Below are 20,151 nucleotides of genomic sequence, written 5' to 3'. Positions count from 1 at the left end.
ACAGACTAATGTACTAATAAAAGCTCAAAGTCTCTATATGACTTTGAGCTTTATTTTTTAGAAGAAAAACTTCATACTATAATAAAATAAAAGATAAAAAGAAAAAAGGACTAAACCTAAATCAATAAATACTGACTTTTTATCTCCTTCTTTTACGCTGATCGTAATACCAAACATACTTCTAACCATCCAAAAAGCCACCAAAAATAATCCACCTAAATGGTCATTTGTATAATCTTTATCATAAAACATTTGTATTGCACCAATAATTAATAAAATAAGTATGATATTAGTCCCAATCTTTAAAGCCTTGTTTGATTTAATATTCTTTCATACATCCCCCAAAACCTAACACTTCCTCTCAAACCATCCTGCGTTTTATTTCTCTTTATATTTTAACACGAATTACCTAATATCCCCTTTCAAATTCAAATCATAAGTGTAATACACTATTACGCATATAAAAAACCTGTCAACACTTTGACAGGTTTACTACACATTAAAACGATAACCAGCTCCCCATACCGTTTCAATATATTGCGGGTGGGCAGGATCTCTTTCAATTTTTTCACGTAACTTTCTAATGTGAACGACAACAGTAGCTAAATCGCCAGCAGAATCTAATCCCCAAATGCGTTCAAATAACTGTTCTTTATTTAATACTTGGTTTGGGTGCGTTACAAAGAATGTTAATAAATCAAATTCCTTCGTTGTAAACGCGATTTCTTCATTGTTTATAAAAACTTTCCTCGCTCGTTGATCGATAGAGATTCCATGAATATATAACGTATCACGTTGCTTACTTACATTTCCTGATAATCTTTCATAACGAGAAATATGTGCCTTTACCCTTGCAACTAATTCACTTGGGCTAAACGGTTTCGTTATATAATCATCCGCTCCTAATCCGAGTCCACGAATTTTATCTATATCTTCTTTTTTAGCTGAAACAAGTAAAATCGGAATATCTTTTATAGCACGTATTTGTTTACAAATTTCGAATCCGTTCATTTTCGGAAGCATAATATCTAAAATAATTAAATCATAGTCTTCTTGCAAGGCCATTTGTAAGCCTATTTCTCCAGAATGCTCTACATCAACTTGAAAATCACTAATTTCTAAATAATCTCGCTGTAATTCTGCAATACTTACTTCATCTTCTATTAGTAAGATTCTTTTCAATTTACTCACCACATTTCTCTACTTTTTCCAATGAGAAGAAAATGCTTGTGCCTTCTCTAGGCTCGCTTTCCGCCCAAATTTCCCCGCCATGTTCTTCCACAATTTGCTTCGCAATCGCTAAACCAAGTCCACTTCCACCTGTGCTAGAGTTTCGAGATTGCTCTGCACGATAAAACCGTTCAAAAATATAAGGAAGTGTATCAGATTCTATACCTGATCCATTGTCCATCACTTTCACAATAACTTTATCGTTATCACTCGATACTGTTACAGCAATTTTTTTCTCTTCTTTATCCATGTATTTCACACTATTATGAATTAAATTTGATATCACTCTATTTATCTTTTCGCAATCAGCCGTTACATATAGTGGTGATGGATGTAATTGTAAGTACACTTCTATACCTTCTTCACTTAAATCCATCTGCATCTCTTCTATTAATTCCTGCATAAACATATTTAATTCAACCGTTTCAAACTGGAATGGGACTCGATTCAAATCGAGCTTCGAAAATAAAAATAGTTCATCAATGAGTGTATCCATATGTTTTGCTTTCGTATGAATCGTTGTTAAATACTTATCCATTTTTTCCGGGGTATTTGCTACCCCGTCCTTTATTCCTTCCACATATCCGATAATAGATGTAATCGGTGTTTTCAAATCATGGGAGATGTTTGAAATGAGCTCTTTTCGATTTTCTTCATACTGCGTTTGTACTTCAATCGACTCTTTTAACTTCTTCCTCATTTCCTCAAACCCTTGATTCAATTGACCTATTTCATCATGTGATGTAACTGGAATTTGAAATTCTAAATTCCCTTCTTTAATTCTCTCCGTCGCATCTTTCAATACAAAGATTGGTTTTATCACACTTTTTGAGACGAAATAGCTTACTAACCCAATGAGCAAAATGGCTAACAGTAAAAGTGCTACGAACAAAATCGGAAATAATTTTTGTGTAAGATCTACAAACGAACTTTGCTTTTTTAGTACAAATATACTCCCTTCTTCATTATTTTGAAAAGAAAAATCAAATTTTACATACCGATAAAATGTATCGCCTAGTTCCGTTGTACCACGACTATTAATATTTGCTGCTTCAAATTTCGGAAGGGCTTCTGTTACAGTCGAACTTTCAAAACCCTTTGTAGCATAAGAAATGGTTTCTCCCTTTCTTACAACTATTTTCACACCTTCTTTTTCAAGTGATGCAACGAACGATTCATCTAATAGTTGATATTGATGTTGCTTTGCCGCTCCTTTCAATTCAAGATACGCATTCTCTTCTTCTGGAGTCAGCGGCTTTTGAATATAAGAACTTTTATAAAAATTTTTCACTGCTTCCAAGTCACCTGTTATGGAAAATACAATTAAAAATCCCGCAACTAAAATAAGCGTAATGGAGACGAGAATAACAGCGATATAAGAAAATAAAAATCTTGTTTTAATAGACATCATTTACATCCTCACTTTATCACGCTATTTGTGGGCAGTAAGACTTCCACCTCAAAATTCGGTTAAAACAAAAAGTTAGATGAAAGTCGGGCTACCCGTAAACGCCCGATTGATTCAACTTTCATATTCATAAGCATAAAAATATATGTTCAATTACTCAAGCGATTTTATAGTAATTTTAGCGTCAGTTTATAAAAATTTAATGTTCTTATTTTACAGTTGAAATTAGGAGGTTGAAATTCCATGTTCAAAAAAACATTAAGCATGATATGTTGTGTAATTTTTTTACAAGGATGCTCGCAAGAACAAGAAGTAAAAAAGGAGATGACAAACATGGAGACTGCACTACTAGCAGCTACTGAAAAAAACGAAACGAACACTGTTATATCTTTATTAAAACAAGGAGCAAATATAAATGCAACGGATAGTCAAGGACGCACCCCGCTTATGATTGCCACATACAAAAATGATATAAAGACCGCGAAAGCTCTTATCAATGCTGGCGCCGATGTAAATATCCAAGATAATATAAAAAACAATCCATTTCTATACGCCGGTGCGGAAGGTTACTTAGACATTTTAAAACTAACAATTGATGCTGGTGCGGATCCAGCGCTTACGAATCGTTACGGTGGAACAGCTCTTATCCCAGCCTCAGAACATGGCTATATTACTGTTATAAAAGAACTCCTCACGCGAACAAATATCGATGTAAACCATGTCAATAATCTCGGATGGACAGCTTTAATGGAAGCTATCGTACTAAGTAACGGCGATGAAACACAACAACAAGTCATTCGCCTGCTCATTGAACACGGCGCAGATGTAAACATTCCCGATAATGATGGTGTCATCCCACTAGAGCATGCTCGTGCTCATAATTTTGAAGAGATAGAGAAGATTCTAGTAGAAGGACGTAAGTAAAAAGCTAACTTTTGCCTTCCTCCCCCACCCTATGCTACATTTAACCCGTTACATCAATATTGATAGGGTGGGAATACAAATGAATAAACCTAAAATTGGGATGATTGGACTTGGAGGTATTGCACAAAAGGCATATCTTCCAACACTTACGAAAGAATTAGATTGGCATTTTGTTGGGGCATTTACACCTAACGCGGAAAAAAGAAAACAAATTTGTCAGCAATACCGTATTCAAGACTTTCATTCTATTGAAACGTTAGCTTCAGAATGTGATGCAGTTTTCGTTCATAGTTCCACTGCTACACATTATGAAATCGTTTCTGAACTTCTGAAAAAAGGAATCGATGTTTATGTAGATAAGCCGTTAGCAGCTACAGTAGAACAAGCTGAAAAACTAGTCGAATTGAGCGAAAAATACAATCGAAAATTAATGGTCGGATTTAACCGCCGCTTCGTTCCTATGTACGTTGCTGCAAAAGAACAGGCTAATGCTATTTCATGGATTCGAATTGAAAAACACCGTACAAATAAAGTGGGGCCAAATACGTACGACTTTACTATGTTAGATGATTATTTACATATTGTAGATACTGCTCGCTGGTTAGCTAATGATGACCTTAACGTCGTTCATAATATGATGCAAATAAATGAGAAAAATGAACTTCTTTACGGCCATCATACATATACAACAACAAACGGACTATTACTTTCAACAGCAATGCACCGCCATGCTGGTACAAATTTAGAACAAATTGAACTTGTAACAGCAGGAAAAATCATTCGCGTAAAAAATATGAATACATTTGAAATCGAACAGGAAAATTCCGTTTCACAAAGCGGTTCTCCCTCATGGGAAACGACGTTAAAGCAGCGTGGTTTTGAAGATGCTGTTCATCATTTTATTGAATGTGTACACGGAGATACGAAGCCTGTTGTAGATGGATTAGAAGGATTAAAAACGCAACAAATGCTACAAACTCTACTTGACAAAGTAAATAAAAATTAAAACGGATACATTTTTCAGAATTTACTTTCATTCCCATTTCCCCTTTATTTCTCTCGTAAATTTCTATAGAATATGTTGATAGGAATTATAAATTTCATAATGAAACGTGGAAAGGATGGGATTAACACATGTGGAACGAGTTTAAAAAGTTCGCTTTCAAAGGGAATGTAATTGATTTAGCTGTCGGGGTTGTAATCGGTGCTGCATTCGGTAAAATCGTTAGTTCTTTAGTAAAAGATATCATCACACCATTACTTGGTATGGTATTAGGTGGCGTTGACTTTACAGATTTAAAAATCACATTTGGTAAGTCATCTATTATGTATGGTAACTTCATCCAAACAATTTTTGACTTCTTAATTATTGCAGCAGCTATCTTTATGTTTGTTAAAGTATTCAACAAACTAACTTCTAAAAGAGAAGAAGAAAAAACAGAAGAAATCCCAGAACCAACAAAAGAAGAAGAACTTCTTGGCGAAATTCGCGACTTATTAAAACAACAAAATTCTTCTAAAGATAGAGCATAATTGAACGGATAAAAAGGCATGCCCCTCTCGGGACATGCCTTTTTTATATGTTATAACGTTTCCGAATTCATATGAATAAATAAAATAATACCAGCAACCATAAGTACCATAATACTACCTGCAAATAGTGTAATACCGATGAACATTAAACTTGTGCTCATGTCCACTGATACACTTTCAGTAAAAATAGAAATTACATACGTGATAAGGGCAATTCCTGCAAGAATACTTCCTGGAACAAATCGCTTTAAGCCATTTTGTTTTAACGTCATATATGCAAAAAAAGCAGTCGTGCAAAGCGTAATTATCCAAAGAATGATCATCTTTTCTCCCCCCTCACAAACCTTTTCTTTCTATTATACATGACATTGCCCTATAATAGTTGAATTTGCACTTATGTGACATATAACAAGGGATCCTATTCTATATTATAGCCTAGAATAACATTGCAGGAAGAAAATCGATTTTCGTTACAAATAAATGGTTGTTTTTCCCTTTTGTTGATATAATTGTTATATAAAAATATTCTTTGTAAGGGAGTGTTCATAATGATATGGATTTCACTAATCGTATTAGCCTATTTCATCATTCTCGTCCCAATACAGTATAACTACATTAAGATGTTCAAAGAAAAACAGCAAAAAATGAATGTCGCACAAAATGAAATATACGACAAAATGTCTTATGAAGAATCCCAAGTACATTACCATTATCAAAGTAACGTATTTACAATACCAGCTTCACTTGTAGCAAGTATTGTTTATAAAGTGAAACATTCGGCATAAGGAGATTTCCCAAATGTACGCTGTAAAATTATTGTTTGAATCTGTTCATTCAGGTGAGCCTAATCCTAGTAAGATAGATGAGCATTATGAAGAGAATCACGATACGCTTTTTGAAGAAAGTATCATTCTCGTTAAAGCGAACAGTTTAGAGGAAGCTCATGATCTAGGGAAAAAGATCGCTATACAATCAGAAAATACGTACGATAATGTATACGATCAACAAGTAACATGGAAGTTTCAAAAAGTACTTCATGTTTTTGAGTTAGATGAAACGCCATTTGAGACAGGAAAAGAATTGTACGCAAGATTTTTACACGTTAAGAAAAATGAAACTGTAGATACAGTAGTTAAAAAATACTATCCTGAATACGAATAAAAGCTCACAGCAATTGCTGTGAGCTTTTTTATACTTACTTCGTTGAATCTCTAAATTGGATACGGTGAGGTAAGATAACAGTGTGATCTTCCACTTTTTCTTTGTTCATATACTTTGTTAATAAACGCATTGCTACTGCACCGATATCATACATTGGCTGTACAACTGTTGAAAGCTGCGGGCGTACCATTAGTGCAAGGCGTGTATTATCGAAACCAAGTACTTCTATATCAGTTGGTACGTTTAATCCAGCATCTTGAGCTGCGTGGATTACACCTAGTGCCATTTCATCAGAAGATACGAAGATAGCTGTTGGCTTTTCATCCATACTCCAAAGCTTTTCGAATGCTTCGATACCTGAATCATATGTGTAATCTCCATCGATTACAAGATTTTCATCATATGAAATACTTGCTTCTTCTAAAGCTTTTTTATAACCTTGTAACTTTTTAGCGCTTCCCGCTTTATCAATGAAAGGACCAGAGACGAAACCGATACGTTTATGTCCTTGCTCAATAAAGTGCTTCATTGCATCGTAAGCTGCTTGTGTATAATCAATATTTACTGATGGCGTTTCATTTTGTTCATCAAATGATGCTGCTAATACAATCGGTACTGGAGACTTTTTAAATTCTTCAATGTGAATGTCTGTAATATCTTCACCCATGAAAACAATTCCGTCTACTTGTTTTCCAAGCATCGTATTTAATAAATGGAACTCTTTCTCTTTGTTTTGGTCAGAGTTACTTAAAATGATGTTATATTTGTACATTGTTGCGATATCTTCAATTCCACGAGCAAGTTCTGCATAAAACGTATTTGAGATATCCGGAATAATAACACCCACTGTAGTTGTCTTCTTACTTGCTAGTCCACGTGCTACCGCATTTGGGCGGTATCCTAAACGATCAATTGCTTCTAATACTTTCTTTCTTGTTGTAGGCTTTACATTTGGGTTACCGTTCACAACGCGAGATACGGTAGCCATTGAAACGTTCGCTTCGCGCGCTACATCATAGATTGTTACGTTCATCTCATCGCACACTCCTTCTATTTTTGTTATCTATTTTTATGTATCGGTTACTTGAATGAAAAAAAGACATCAACTCTATTTGCAGATGCCACCAATCGTCCCGAGTTCTTCCTTTTACTAATGATACGATAAAAACGCAGGCTCATACAATATTTTCCCGCAAAAGTTTCGAAAAAATTCGCTTCTTTTCTCGTATTTTCGTATTTTTTATGAAAAAAAGGGTATTTTTTGTAAAAATATAGATGTTTCATAAGTAGAAACCGTATTTTAAACCGTACGATAGTAAATGAAATTGATATGAGCGATTTTTCAAATATATTGACCACACCTCAAATTATATCGGCGATTATCCGCATATTTCGACCACAACTCAAATTATATGAGCGATTTTTCGCATATATCGATTGCAACTCAAATTATATGAACAATTTTTTAAACATATCGATTTACCAACAAAAATCGAACACAACAGGCACTATATAATAGAGAGGAAACTGTTCCAAAATGTTTTTTGGAATGCTTATTTCTTTTTTGTGATTTACTTCCAAATACTTTTAATTCTTTCATAAAGTCATTGAACTGTGAGATATTCATTTACTGCGCTTCATCTGCACCAATTGCCATCGCTGCTTTTGCAGCTGGTGGCAGAAGGTCACGTTGCCCTGTAGAATGCGTAACATCGACAACGATAGGTAAATGTGTTTCTTTCTTTAAAATCGATACAGCGGAGATATTAAGCGTATTACACGTCGCTCTTTCATACGTGCGAATACCTTGTTCATATAAAGACAACTTATTATAGCTGGTACATATACAATTATCACACGATATACCGCAATGAATTACTATAAAAAAACATCGAACATTTTCACTCACAATAAAAAAAGACAGTTTAAAACTGTCTTTTTTTACAAGAAGGAAACAAACGGTTTATCGCTGTTTTTCTCTTTTACAATAACTGCCTCGATTTTACTCTCGGACTTTATTTGTAATTGTACTTTCGCATCTTTAGGCAATTTCTCTAACATACCTTGAGCAGCCATTTGAGTAAGAGCCATTAATTCTGTTTTACCATTATATTTAATAACAATATTCATATTTAATGTATCCATTTGATTTTTCTTATAAGTAACTTTAGCATTAACTGGGATAAAATCTCCAGGAGAAAACTCTTTTATTGCCTTACCAAATTCACTTATTTTTGTATTATCTTCTCCATGTGCTTGTGTAAATTCATCAGAAGGATATGAATACGCTTTTTCATCGATTGTATTCCAACTTCCAAGGTTCGTATCATTTTTTTGAACGGTAGCACTAGCAATATACGTACCATTTTTTAACGAACTTGTACTTTCTTGTTTAAAAATAGCAAACGTAATTGGAGATTTGTTATATTTATCATTTTTATTAATAGCTTCTATAAGTTGTTTAGCAACTTCAGTACCTTTAGAAATGGCTTCTTCATTTGATACACTTGTAGACATAGATAAACCAATCATGACACCAGATAAACTTAATTCATTTGAATTCTGTTTCCCGAAATAGTCTTGTTCTATAATATTCGTTAAAACTGGTGCTTCTACTTTCGCGACTAGTTCATCAATTAACTTCTCTGGAATATACTGATTTAATTGTAATACGTGATTTTCTGTATCAAATTGTTGCATTGCAATATTCATTAAACCATTTTCATACTCTGCTAAATCTAATTTAGAATTTGTTTTTATATTAGCTGTATTAATAACCTTTTGTTCTTTTAAAGGAATAACAGTTCTATAATAATCTTTAGAAACAGCAGTTCTCGGAATCATACTTTTTTCTTTTGTATCTTTTTGTATAACTTCATCCTTCTTGCTAATCGTATTATTACTACAAGCTCCCAGTAATAAGCTTACGACTGCGAAGGATAATGCCATTTTCTTCATTACTTAAAACCCACTTTCAACAATCTAATTATTTAGTTTGAACTATTCATAGTGTACCATTAAATATATTTCAACAAAAACAAAAAAAAGAAGCAAGCACCTTTAGCTTGCTTCTTTTTACTTTATATTCTCTTCTAAAGCATCTTTTTTAATATTCCAATGAGAAGTATTCCATACTACTAGCCCATCTTTTATGTATAACACTTGTGGTGATTCGTGCTTAATACTGTACTGTTCTGCAACACGATTCGAAACATCTCTCGCATCTTGCACGTATAAGTAATACGCTGGTACTTCTCTTTCTTCATTGCAGTACGCTTGAAACTCTGTGTATGCACCATGACTAATCGGACATGTCGTACTATGTTTAAAAAGAACATAAGGCTCGTTCTTTTCTACTAAGACTTCAAGCTCTTCAATTGTTTCAAGTTTTGTCATATTCATCAAGATTCACCTCTCATACGAAATCTAGAGCGCTTCTCGTTCTTTTCAGCTTTTTTCTCAATTTTTTCTAATTTACGCTCTTCTTTTTCAACCTTCTTCTCTTGTCTCGATGCACGGTAATGATTGTATACTTCAATCGCCGCACTACTCCACTGTACAACTTGCGCTACTTTATCTGCATTATTTTCAATTTCGTCCGTAACAGACTCTGATACATTACGAAGTTTCGTATTTAAAGAATGGATTGTTGTGCCAATTCCATCTACACCTGCTACCACTTTATTTAATGATTGCGACTTCTGTTGAATATCATCAGCTAACGCATTTGTTTTATGTAATAATTGCTCCGTCTCTACACTAATTCCTTGCATTTGCTTTTCTAAACCTTCTAACGTGCTCGCAACGTTTTCTAACGTCTTCTGAACCGATAACAACGTTCTACATACATACACTACTAACACAGCAAAAGCAACCGCGATAATAGCCGCACTTACATATAAAAGAACTTGCATTTCATCACTTCCTTTATCTTTTTTCATACTTTATCCTATTATACAATCATTTTCCGTTTCATTCTAATCCCTATCTTTTCATTAGAATTTTCATACTTATTCGTTAACTTTAACATAAATGATTCAACAAATTCCACTAAGTAGGTTACAATAAGAAAGGATACATAATTAGTAGGGAGGCTTTACATATGAAAGATCCACGCATTGAAAAGTTAGCATACAATTTAATTAACTACTCTATTCGCTTACAAAAAGGCGAGAAAGTATTAATTGAAAACTTTGGCTTACAAAAAGAACTTGTAACTGCACTTGTAAAAGAAGCATATGCAGCTGGTGGTTTCCCATTCGTTTCTTTAAAAGATCATCAAGTAGATCGCTCTTTATTAATGGGTGCTACTGAAGAACATTTTGAACAAATCGCCGCATATGAAGCGAGCGTAATGAAAGATATGGACGCTTATATCGGGCTTCGCTCTGGCGACAACATTAACGAACAAGCTGACGTTCCAAGTGAGCGCATGAAAGTTCACGGTCAAACAGTTGGTAAAAAAGTTCATAGAGACATCCGTGTTCCGAAAACACGCTGGGTTGTTCTTCGCTACCCAAATGCTTCTATGGCACAGCTTGCTAAAATGAGCACAGAAGCTTTCGAAGACTTCTACTTCGAAGTATGTAACTTAGACTACGGTAAAATGGATAAGGCGATGGATAGCCTTGTTACATTAATGAATAAAACAGATAAAGTTCGCCTAACTGGTCCTGGAACTGACTTAACATTCTCTATTAAAGACATTCCAGCTATTAAATGCTCAGGTCATTTAAACATTCCAGACGGTGAAGTATACTCTGCACCAGTTCGTGATTCTGTTAACGGTACAGTTTCTTACAACACACCATCTCCTTACAACGGTTATACATTTGAAAATGTACAACTTAAGTTTGAGAACGGCCAAATCGTTGAAGCAACTGCAAACGATTCAGAGCGCATTAACAAAATCTTTGATACAGACGAAGGTGCACGCTACGTTGGTGAATTCGCAATCGGCGTAAACCCATACATCTTACATCCAATGGGAGACATCCTATTCGATGAAAAAATCGATGGTAGCTTCCATTTCACTCCTGGACAGGCTTACGACGATGCATGGAACGGCAACAACTCTAACATCCACTGGGATTTAGTATGCATCCAGCGCCCTGAATATGGCGGCGGCGAAATTTACTTCGACGACGTACTAATCCGTAAAGACGGACGCTTCGTTGTATCTGAACTAGAAGCTTTAAATCCTGAGAACTTAAAATAATAATAAAAACGCTCGGGATTTTTTCCGAGCGTTTTTTTATCTTCACTCTATATTGAGCTACTTTTCTCGCTTTTTGTTTGCTGGAAGTGAAAATAATACAAAAGCGCCACTGCAATAGTACCAATCAATATCGGAACATATAAAGGCAGATCCCATTTCATATATACTCTAGTGCAGCCAACAATCACGAACAAAATTTCCAAGCAAAACAAAGGTTTTACATATTTCATTTCTTCCCTACCATTTCTATTTTCACATTTGGATTTTCTTTTTCTACAAGTGATACAAACTGCGTCATATCTTGCGGCATCGCAATCATATGTACTTTGTATGCATTCGTCGTAATTTCAAGGGACTTCCCAACTTGACGAATTATTCTTATCTCTTTCAATACGATATCATCATTTAAAATACCGTACTTTAGCACACCATTTTCTACTTTATGTTTTTTAATAAACACTTCCCAAACGAGTGGTACATTTACAATAAAGCATAAACCCATCCCAATTAATGCTGACATCCACTGCGCTTTATTTGCGACAATCATGACAATTGGATATACAAACATAAAAGCTAACGTGAGACTAACGAAAATTACTACTGACTTACTTCTTTGAATTGGAAAGTTCATACCTACACCCCTAATCCAAATTATACCACTTAACCCATTTTAATTCATATAAAAAAGGCCATTTCTGAATGACCTCCTTAAACAATGTACCTATAAAATTTCTTATCTACCTCTAACACTGGAAAACTTTTTGGCAACTCTTCTACATTCACACTTTGAAAACCATTCTTTTCATAAAATCGATGCGCCGCTAAAAATTTCACTGTCGTTCCCAAATAAATATCTTTCAGCTTTTTATTCTCAGCCCACGAAATTGCTGTTTGGAGCAACTTATGTGATGCACCCCATTCTTTTCCGCGAAATTCTTTTTTTACGAACATTTTTCTTAGCGCTACTTGCTGATTCTCAATATCTAACAAAGCTACTGTTCCAACTACTTTCCCACCATAAGTTGCAACCCAAAAGTTTCCGTAATTCCTTTGATAGAACGTTTCTATTTCAAGTAAGTCAGGCTGCTCTTCTTTCGTAATTGGGACATTGTACTCTTTTTGCTGAATATGAACAATGAGATCTACTACTTCATCTTGAAACTTATTTTCATAAGGGATAATACAAATCTGCTCGTTCATCGAATTTCCTTCCATTCTGAAGCTAGTAAACTATAAACAGCAATATCATGAAAATGATCATATATCCATTCATCATCTCTTAAAATACCATCTAATTTAAACCCTAAACGTTCTGGAATCGCGCGGCTTTTCACATTTTCAACACCGCACCTGATTTCAACTTTATTCAGCTTTAAATTTTCAAATGCATAATGAAGTACAGCCTTTACGCTACGCGTCATAATGCCTTTCCCACCAGCATCTTCTGTAAGATAATATCCAAGACTCGTCGCTTTCTTCCCCCAGCTTACCGGATGAATGCCTACCATTCCAACGAGCTTCCCTTTGTAGCGTATACCACTTTCAAAACCGTCTCCCTCTGCAAATTTCTTTAACCACATTGGAAAGATTTCATCATAAGCATCAGCGGATTTCGTCCCATCTACCCAAGGGAGCCATCTTCTTAAATGGTTACGATTTTGATCTAATAATTCATATAATTCCTCTTTATGATGTTTTTCTAATAGTTGTAGTTCAATTTCATCATCTACTCTGAGTGTGAACATGTTTTTTAACCCCTTTTTATTTTTCTTATTATTCTAACATCTCAAAATAAAAAATGTTAAATATTCACACTTTCTTTTGATTTTATTTGTATAAAACCGGAAGAATACAATACTCCCGTAACAACTAATATCATCCCTATACATTGTGCGGGTGTTATATTTACTCCTTCTATAAAAGAAATAAGCATTGTAACAACAGGCACTAAATTAAAAAATAAAGATGTTCTCGCTGCACCAATTTGAGCGATTCCATTATTCCACCATAAGTAACCGAGCACACTCATTCCCATTGCCATGAAGAGAATCGCTCCCCAAGCTAATAAAGGAACCTCCGAAACGGTTACTATACTTTTTTGCGTGGAAGATATTATAATAAAGGCAAGCGCACCAATCGTCATCGTATATGTCGTCGTTTGTATTGGGCTACCAGCTTTAATAAATCTTCTACCTAGTACACCGTATAACGCCCAACAAATATTCCCTAGTATAATATAAAAATCCCCTTTAGAAAATGATAAATGTTGTAGTGCGGTAAACGAGCCTTGTGTAAGCACAAAAACAACACCAAGTAGCGCAAGTAACATTCCAATTACTTGGCGCTTCACTATTTTCTCTCGTAAAATGACACTTGCTAATAACGTCGTAACGAGCGGATTTGTCGACATAATAAGTGCACCATTCATAGCTTCTGTATATTTCATTCCTAAAAAGAAAAAGAAGTTAAAGCCGAATACACCAACTATACCAAGCAAAAGGTAATAAGCCCTATTCTGTCTCCATACTTCCCACTCAAAATCTTTTCGTATTTTTAATAGACATAACATCACAAGTGCAGCAATTCCAAAGCGCCATGCCGCTATATGAATCGCTTCGAAATACTGCACCGCATATTTCGAAGCGTTAAATGTCCCACCAGTAAATATCGCAAATCCTAACAGCTGCGCATATACTTTATTTTTCATTGTCAGCCTCCGAGTTTTTCTCTTCTAAAAAACCGTAATAAATTTCTAATTTCTCTTCTGTTAGTTGAACTACTTTTTGCAATTGTTCCTGTTGTTCTTTTAACCGCTCTAAGTGAGTTGTTAAAATTGAAATTCTCTTTTTTACTTTCGTAGGTACTTCCTCTTTCCGCTGCTTGATTTCCTCTATAATACATCCATCACTTGCAAACTCAGCGATTTCTTCTAATGACATTCCAGTTTGCTTTAATGAATATAAGAATTTTAATAGACGCACATCACCTTCTGTATACTGACGAATGCCGCTATTTCGCGTTGGTGGTGGTAATAAACCTAACTTCTCATAATAGCGCAAAGTATGAATCCCCATCCCTGTTAACTCTGCTACTTCACCGATTTTATACATGTTCTCTCCCCCTTGTTTTTACATATTTATCTTACAGCCTAGAGTTAACTCTAGGTCAATACGCAAATAAAATGAAACTTTAATCAGTGGGAGTTTTACTGCCCACAAATAGCGGGATAAAATATGAACACAACAAAAAAGACGCACAGCCAAGCTATGCGTCTTTTCTATTACTTCTCTGCAACTTGAACTTCTTTTACGTAAGCTGCTTCGAATTTTTGGATGTCTCCTGCGCCCATGAAAATTAGAACGCCGTTTTTATGTTTCTTTAATACATCCGTTGTTGTATCTGTAATTAGTTCTGCACCGTCAATACGCTTTTGCAGATCTTCGATTGTTAAGTCACCTTTGTTTTCACGTGCTGATCCGAAAATATCACATAAGTATACTTGGTCAGCTTTGCTTAGGCTTTCTGCGAACTCATCTAAGAACTTTTCTGTACGTGAGAATGTATGTGGCTGGAATACAGCGACAACTTCACGCTCTGGGTGTTTTTGACGAGCTGCTTCAATCGTTGCGTTAATTTCTGTCGGGTGGTGTGCGTAGTCATCGATGATAACTTGCTCTCCCATCGGCTTTTCATTAAAGCGACGTTTTACGCCTTCAAAAGTTGTTAATTGATGTTTAACTGCTTCTACATCAACATTTTCGTAATGGCAAAGCGCGATTACTGCTAATGCATTTAATACGCTGTGGTTGCCGTATCCTGTAATTTTGAACGTGTCATAGTACGTATTACGAACGAATACATCGAATATTGTACCATCTGTTCTCTTTTGAATGTTACGTGCTTGGAAATCATTATCTTCTCCAAATCCATAGAAAATAACAGGTACTTTCGCTTGAATTTTTTGAAGTTCTTCATCATCACCACATGCAATAATACCCTTTTTCACTTGCAATGCCATCTCTTGGAATGCACCAAATACATCATTGATGTCTGCAAAATAATCTGGATGATCAAAATCAATATTTGTCATAATTGCATAGTCTGGATTGTAAGACAAGAAATGACGACGATACTCACAAGCTTCAAATACAAAATACTTACTATTTTCTACCCCATGCCCAGTTCCATCTCCAATAAGGTAAGATGTCGGGTGTGCACCTTGCATTACATGGGCTAACAAACCTGTTGTTGATGTTTTTCCATGTGCACCAGTTACAGCAACACTTGTGTATTGGTTCATAAGGTCACCTAAAAAGTGGTGGTAACGATGTACTGGGATGTTTAATTCTTTCGCTGCTACGATTTCTTCATGCGTATCAGGGAATGCATTTCCTGCAATAATCACTTGTCCTTCTTTAACATTATTTTTATCAAAAGGAAGGATTGAGATATTACGCTTTTCCAACGCTGTTTGTGTAAAGAAACGCTTTTCATAATCAGACCCTTGAACAGTATGCTTCATGTCATGAAGAATTTGTGCTAATGAACTCATTCCTGTTCCTTTAATTCCTACAAAATGGTAAACTGTCATCTTAAAGAACCTCCAACATTTCGAACTAATACAACGGCCTATCTATAAGACAGTATATGAATCTTTTCTTATTTTGGTAATCATCATACATTTTGATGTAGTGAAGTTATTCTTTCTCTTCACTTATCAGGATAAACTCGTACGTACTTCTTTGTATGCCCATATCAAGTCCATTATAGCAAAAAAGAAGCCGCTATACTATGATAACAGAAAAACTGATAGGGTCAATCACCTATCAGTTTTTCTCTCTTTTACATATCTTCTCTTGTTTCTAATTGAACACGCTCTAGACGTGGGTTTGGACGATATTTACGGCCAGCTTTCGCTTCTGGTTTTCCATTTAATTCTACGTTATCACCAGTAAAGCCAATATTCATTTTTAATAAGCTACTTCCTACCCCGTATATATCCACAGGCACGTTTTGAGCTTCAAATTCACGAATACGCTTCTCATCAAATCCACCAGTTACAACGATGTCTACATGCTGGAATCCTTCCTCATCAAGTGCTTTACGAAGTGCAAATACAAGCGATGGGTTTACACCACGTGGATCGAATGTTCCAAGTACTTCTGGGTGACGAATGAAGTATTGATCAATCATTGTACGAGACGTATCGACACGCACACCTTTTAATGTTGATCCAAATTCACGCGCTACGCGAAGTGCATCTGTAATGACATCATTATTGTAATCAATTAATACAACTAATTCATCTTCTGGGAATTTCTTATGATATGCTTTTGCGGCTTCCACAACATCACCATTAAACATTTGAATTAATGCGTGAGGCATCGTCCCCATACCACTTCTGCCCCACCATTCATTCATCGCATGCGTCGCTTGTGCGCTCATACCTCCGATGTATGCTGCATAACCGTCACCAGCTTGTTGTGTATAATGATCGTCACGGTCTCCCATGAAAATAACTGGTTTTTCTTTATCTACACTACGTGCAGCTTGGACAACGTTATATACGTTTGTCGCAACCGATGTACGACGAGCTAAAATCCCATCAATGACACCTTCTAAAAATCCGAAATTTTCATAAGGACCATGAATTGTTAACACTGTTTCAAATGGACTAATATTATCGCCATCTTTTAAAGAGTTAATTTCAAGTTCCTCAGGATTTTTAGCGAATGTTTGCAGCAATGCAATTACTTCATCTGTTCCGCAAAGAACTGCATTTTCCTTTTGGAAAAATTGCATCGTTACAATACTTTTCGGGCGAAATTCTTCAATGATTTCTCTAGTCTTTAAAAAGTAAACGGCAGAGAACCAACCTTCTCCAACACGTTCGTCAAATTTAAATGTTCTATTTGTTAGTCTATTTATTTCACCTTTTAATTTTAATTCAATTTCTTTCATGTCGCTTTACTCCCTACTTTACTATCCAACATTTTCTCTTAGTATACAGCAAAACCGTTTACTATATATTTGTTTCCTGCATAGCAGCGAATTCATCCTCAGAAATAAGGACATCTCTCGGTTTCGTTCCTCTTCCTTCAGAAATAATCCCTTGCGATTCCATCTCTTCAATGAGACGTGCCGCGCGATTATAACCGATGCGGAATTTTCGCTGTACAGAAGATGTGGACGCTCCCCCTTGTTCTACAACAAATTGACATGCATCTAAAAATAGTTCATCTTCCGACTCACTCTGTTCTGATTTTGCTAATAAATCCTCTTGCTTAAATAAGTAATTCGGCTTCATTTGCTTTTTCACATGATCAACTGTTTTTTCAATCTCATCATCCGATACATATACACCTTGTACACGAACTGGCTTAGATGTACCGTTCCCTAAGAATAACATATCACCACGGCCAAGTAATTTTTCCGCGCCACCAATATCGATAATCGTACGCGAATCAACTTGAGATGATACAGTAAACGCTATACGCGTTGGAATATTTGATTTAATTAAACCTGTAATAACATCTACCGATGGACGCTGCGTCGCAACTAATAAGTGAATACCACAAGCACGAGCTTTTTGGGCAATACGACAAATCGCTTCCTCAACATCACCAGGTGCCACCATCATTAAATCAGCTAACTCGTCAATGACAATAACAATGTAAGGTAATGTCTCACCCGGAATTTCTCGCTCGCTTACAATCGTATTATAACGCGTTAAATCACGAGCACCAGCATGCGCGAACAATTCATAACGGCGTTCCATCTCTTCAACTGCCCACTTTAATGCAGCAGTAGCTGCTTTTACATCCGTAATAACAGGTGCTACAAGATGCGGAACAGAATTATATGGTGCAAGCTCAACCATCTTCGGATCAATTAGTATTAACTTCACTTCATGTGGCTTCGCTTTATATAAAATACTCGTTAAAATTGCGTTAATACACACACTTTTACCAGAACCCGTTGCACCCGCAATAAGTCCGTGTGGCATTTTTCGAATATCCGTTACAATTGGATCACCAGAAATATCAAGTCCAAGCGCAACAGTAAGTGGTGATTCACTCTTTGTAAACACAGGACTTCTTAAAATTTCACGAAGAAATACTGGCTTACTTTCTTTATTTGGAACTTCAATTCCAATCGCACTCTTCCCTGGAATTGGTGCTTCAATACGAATATCTTTCGCAGCTAAACTCAGCTTAATATCATCACTTAAGTTTGTAATTTTATTTACTTTCACACCTGGATCTGGCTGTACTTCAAAACGAGTTACTGCCGGCCCTTGCGATACATTAATAACATGTGCTCCAACATGGAAATTATTAAACGTTGTATCTAACAATTCTTTTTGCTCTTCCAACCATTCCGTATTATCTAACGCTGACTGTTGCGGGATTGACAATAATGCTAATGGCGGAACGGTATATGTTGGTGGTGTTTGTAATACATTTCGCATATCGTTCTCTCTTTGATTTACAACATATGCTTTCTCTTGTGGTTCTGTACTTGAACTTGGCTTTTGTACTTGCCCTGCAACCATTTGTTGTACTGGTCTTTCTTCCACTCGTGATTCTACTACCATTTGTTGCACCGGTTGTTCTTCCACTTGTGGCTCTACTACCACTTGCTGCATTGGCTTTTCTTCCACTTGTGGTTCTACTACCACTTGCTGTATTGGTTTCTCTTCCACTTGTGGCTCTACTACCACTTGCTGCATTGGTTTCTCTTCCACTTGTGGTTCCACTACCATTTGTTGCGCTGGTTGTTCTTCCACTCGTGGTTCTACTACCATTTGTTGCGTTGGTTGTTCTTCTAATTGGTGTACAGGCTTATTCTCTACTCGCTCACTCATAGAAGATTGCATTGCACTCGTTCTAGCCGCATGTCTTTCCATTAATCGCGTTCTGTCTTGTTTCAACATAACAACATTAAATGGTACATGACGCTTTTTCTCACGTTTTGGCTCTTCTTTTTGCACAATTGGTTGTTCTTTAGCGACTGGCCCTTCTTCTACAACTGGTTGTTCTTTAGCGGCTGGCCCTTCTTCTACAACTGGTTGTTCTTCAGCGACTAGCGCTTCTTCTGCAACTGGTTGTTCTTCAGCGACTGGCCCTTCTTCTACAACTGGTTGTTCTTCAGCGACTGGCCCTTCTTCTACAACTGGTTGTTCTTCAGCGACTAGCGCTTCTTCTGCAACTGGTTGTTCTTCAGCGACTGACCCTTCTTCTACAAATAGTTTACTTTCCTCTGTTTCTGCAATTAAAACATTCGCAAAACTTTGGACATCTTCCTTCGTTTGTTCATCAGCCTCAGCAACATGTATGAATTCATTTTTTTGTTCAATTGCTTCATCTAATACCATTTCTTGCTGCGTTTCCTCAAGTTCTACAATTGCTTCTACTTCAGACCCCTCTGTTTCTGCAATTACTTCTGCTTCTTCAGTTTCTTCTGCTTCTTCAGTTTCTTCTGCTTCCACCACTACTTCTGCTTCTTCAGTTTCTTCTGCTTCCGCCATTACTTCTGCTTCTTCAGTTTCTTCTGCTTCCACCACTACTTCTGCTTCTTCAGTTTCTTCTGCTTCCACCACTACTTCTGCTTCTTCAGTTTCTTCTGCTTCCACCACTACTTCTGCTTCTTCAGTTTCTTCTGCTTCCACCACTAC

Annotated in this window: 23 protein-coding genes and 1 pseudogene; 6 read left to right on the top strand and 18 right to left on the bottom strand. The window is 36.0% G+C overall.

The window, feature by feature from the left end:
- Positions 1 to 57 precede the first annotated feature (57 nt).
- The 3 genes from ACS2MN_RS16970 to ACS2MN_RS16960 all read right to left on the bottom strand — a co-directional run bounded on the left by ACS2MN_RS16970 (position 58) and on the right by ACS2MN_RS16960 (position 2,638).
- Complete coding sequence (locus ACS2MN_RS16970) at positions 58 to 324, bottom strand: hypothetical protein (protein WP_033665756.1); 267 nt, start codon at positions 322 to 324, stop codon at positions 58 to 60.
- A gap of 168 nt (positions 325 to 492) precedes the next feature.
- Positions 493 to 1,182, bottom strand: a complete 690-nt coding sequence (locus ACS2MN_RS16965) for a response regulator transcription factor (protein ID WP_002039721.1) — start codon at positions 1,180 to 1,182, stop codon at positions 493 to 495.
- A gap of 1 nt (position 1,183) precedes the next feature.
- Positions 1,184 to 2,638, bottom strand: coding sequence for a sensor histidine kinase (locus ACS2MN_RS16960; RefSeq protein ID WP_000023853.1), 1,455 nt, complete (start codon positions 2,636 to 2,638; stop codon positions 1,184 to 1,186).
- Positions 2,639 to 2,881: 243 nt separating this feature from the next.
- On the opposite strand from ACS2MN_RS16960, the gene ACS2MN_RS16955 reads away from it, so the two are divergent.
- From ACS2MN_RS16955 to mscL, 3 genes are all read left to right on the top strand, one after another.
- On the top strand, positions 2,882 to 3,562 hold the full coding sequence (locus ACS2MN_RS16955; protein WP_438894730.1) for an ankyrin repeat domain-containing protein: 681 nt from the start codon (positions 2,882 to 2,884) through the stop codon (positions 3,560 to 3,562).
- Between the two features lie 79 nt (positions 3,563 to 3,641).
- Positions 3,642 to 4,568 (top strand): Gfo/Idh/MocA family protein, encoded by a 927-nt coding sequence (locus ACS2MN_RS16950; protein ID WP_346994422.1) that lies wholly within the window; start codon positions 3,642 to 3,644, stop codon positions 4,566 to 4,568.
- A gap of 128 nt (positions 4,569 to 4,696) precedes the next feature.
- The gene (gene mscL, locus ACS2MN_RS16945) at positions 4,697 to 5,095 is read left to right on the top strand and encodes a large-conductance mechanosensitive channel protein MscL (RefSeq protein ID WP_000267005.1); all 399 of its coding nucleotides are present in this window, start codon (positions 4,697 to 4,699) and stop codon (positions 5,093 to 5,095) included.
- A gap of 50 nt (positions 5,096 to 5,145) precedes the next feature.
- Here the strand turns inward: mscL and ACS2MN_RS16940 are convergent, their stop codons facing one another.
- The gene (locus tag ACS2MN_RS16940) at positions 5,146 to 5,418 is read right to left on the bottom strand and encodes a DUF3917 domain-containing protein (protein ID WP_000585028.1); all 273 of its coding nucleotides are present in this window, start codon (positions 5,416 to 5,418) and stop codon (positions 5,146 to 5,148) included.
- Between the two features lie 225 nt (positions 5,419 to 5,643).
- Here ACS2MN_RS16940 and ACS2MN_RS16935 point away from each other — a divergent pair, with 225 nt between their 5' ends.
- Together ACS2MN_RS16935 and ACS2MN_RS16930 are read left to right on the top strand one after the other, a co-directional pair.
- On the top strand, positions 5,644 to 5,880 hold the full coding sequence (locus tag ACS2MN_RS16935; RefSeq protein WP_000637895.1) for a DUF3949 domain-containing protein: 237 nt from the start codon (positions 5,644 to 5,646) through the stop codon (positions 5,878 to 5,880).
- A 13-nt stretch (positions 5,881 to 5,893) separates the two neighbouring features.
- Positions 5,894 to 6,256, top strand: a complete 363-nt coding sequence (locus ACS2MN_RS16930; RefSeq protein ID WP_000271416.1) for a DUF4288 domain-containing protein — start codon at positions 5,894 to 5,896, stop codon at positions 6,254 to 6,256.
- Positions 6,257 to 6,290: 34 nt separating this feature from the next.
- Here ACS2MN_RS16930 and ccpA read toward each other — a convergent pair whose 3' ends face one another.
- The 5 genes and pseudogenes from ccpA to ACS2MN_RS16905 form a co-directional block, all read right to left on the bottom strand.
- The gene (ccpA, locus tag ACS2MN_RS16925; protein WP_001103299.1) at positions 6,291 to 7,289 is read right to left on the bottom strand and encodes a catabolite control protein A; all 999 of its coding nucleotides are present in this window, start codon (positions 7,287 to 7,289) and stop codon (positions 6,291 to 6,293) included.
- Between the two features lie 594 nt (positions 7,290 to 7,883).
- Positions 7,884 to 8,102, bottom strand: a pseudogene (locus tag ACS2MN_RS16920) (bifunctional 3-deoxy-7-phosphoheptulonate synthase/chorismate mutase); the annotation flags it as partial.
- 95 nt (positions 8,103 to 8,197) lie between these two features.
- Complete coding sequence (locus tag ACS2MN_RS16915) at positions 8,198 to 9,214, bottom strand: CamS family sex pheromone protein (protein ID WP_000738035.1); 1,017 nt, start codon at positions 9,212 to 9,214, stop codon at positions 8,198 to 8,200.
- A 117-nt stretch (positions 9,215 to 9,331) separates the two neighbouring features.
- Positions 9,332 to 9,658: a bacillithiol system redox-active protein YtxJ gene (ytxJ, locus tag ACS2MN_RS16910; RefSeq protein WP_001057464.1), complete on the bottom strand. Its 327-nt coding sequence runs from the start codon at positions 9,656 to 9,658 to the stop codon at positions 9,332 to 9,334.
- Entirely contained in the window at positions 9,658 to 10,170 is a 513-nt protein-coding gene (locus ACS2MN_RS16905; RefSeq protein WP_033657337.1) for a DUF948 domain-containing protein, read from the bottom strand. The genes ytxJ and ACS2MN_RS16905 overlap by 1 nt, the downstream gene beginning before the upstream one ends.
- A 188-nt stretch (positions 10,171 to 10,358) precedes the next feature.
- On the opposite strand from ACS2MN_RS16905, the gene ACS2MN_RS16900 reads away from it, so the two are divergent.
- Entirely contained in the window at positions 10,359 to 11,474 is a 1,116-nt protein-coding gene (locus ACS2MN_RS16900) for an aminopeptidase (RefSeq protein WP_000654730.1), read from the top strand.
- A 47-nt stretch (positions 11,475 to 11,521) separates the two neighbouring features.
- Here ACS2MN_RS16900 and ACS2MN_RS16895 read toward each other — a convergent pair whose 3' ends face one another.
- The 9 genes from ACS2MN_RS16895 to ACS2MN_RS16855 form a co-directional block, all read right to left on the bottom strand.
- Positions 11,522 to 11,704, bottom strand: a complete 183-nt coding sequence (locus ACS2MN_RS16895) for a hypothetical protein (RefSeq protein WP_081339638.1) — start codon at positions 11,702 to 11,704, stop codon at positions 11,522 to 11,524.
- Positions 11,701 to 12,105, bottom strand: coding sequence for a PH domain-containing protein (locus ACS2MN_RS16890; RefSeq protein ID WP_001010646.1), 405 nt, complete (start codon positions 12,103 to 12,105; stop codon positions 11,701 to 11,703). The genes ACS2MN_RS16895 and ACS2MN_RS16890 overlap by 4 nt, the downstream gene beginning before the upstream one ends.
- Positions 12,106 to 12,182: 77 nt before the next feature.
- A complete protein-coding gene (locus ACS2MN_RS16885; RefSeq protein WP_001005257.1) occupies positions 12,183 to 12,674 on the bottom strand; it encodes a GNAT family N-acetyltransferase in 492 nt (163 codons plus the stop codon).
- Positions 12,671 to 13,219: a GNAT family N-acetyltransferase gene (locus tag ACS2MN_RS16880; protein ID WP_000494649.1), complete on the bottom strand. Its 549-nt coding sequence runs from the start codon at positions 13,217 to 13,219 to the stop codon at positions 12,671 to 12,673. The genes ACS2MN_RS16885 and ACS2MN_RS16880 overlap by 4 nt, the downstream gene beginning before the upstream one ends.
- A gap of 56 nt (positions 13,220 to 13,275) precedes the next feature.
- Positions 13,276 to 14,181: a DMT family transporter gene (locus tag ACS2MN_RS16875; protein ID WP_346994423.1), complete on the bottom strand. Its 906-nt coding sequence runs from the start codon at positions 14,179 to 14,181 to the stop codon at positions 13,276 to 13,278.
- Positions 14,171 to 14,584: a MerR family transcriptional regulator gene (locus ACS2MN_RS16870; RefSeq protein WP_000276599.1), complete on the bottom strand. Its 414-nt coding sequence runs from the start codon at positions 14,582 to 14,584 to the stop codon at positions 14,171 to 14,173. The genes ACS2MN_RS16875 and ACS2MN_RS16870 overlap by 11 nt, the downstream gene beginning before the upstream one ends.
- 170 nt (positions 14,585 to 14,754) lie before the next feature.
- Positions 14,755 to 16,065 (bottom strand): UDP-N-acetylmuramate--L-alanine ligase, encoded by a 1,311-nt coding sequence (gene murC / locus ACS2MN_RS16865; protein WP_000219460.1) that lies wholly within the window; start codon positions 16,063 to 16,065, stop codon positions 14,755 to 14,757.
- Positions 16,066 to 16,316: 251 nt separating this feature from the next.
- Positions 16,317 to 17,435 carry a nicotinate phosphoribosyltransferase gene (locus tag ACS2MN_RS16860; protein ID WP_000658377.1) on the bottom strand — a complete coding sequence of 373 codons (1,119 nt, stop codon included), beginning with the start codon at positions 17,433 to 17,435 and terminating at the stop codon, positions 16,317 to 16,319.
- A gap of 61 nt (positions 17,436 to 17,496) precedes the next feature.
- The coding region (locus ACS2MN_RS16855; RefSeq protein ID WP_438894729.1) for a DNA translocase FtsK at positions 17,497 to 20,151 on the bottom strand (2,655 nt) is incomplete at its 5' end.

This window comes from Bacillus cereus group sp. BceL062, assembly GCF_051780025.1.
GTDB classification, from domain to species: Bacteria; Bacillota; Bacilli; order Bacillales; family Bacillaceae_G; genus Bacillus_A; species Bacillus_A toyonensis.
Note: the sequence above shows the minus strand (reverse complement) of the source record. Positions and strands in the feature narration are given on the sequence as shown.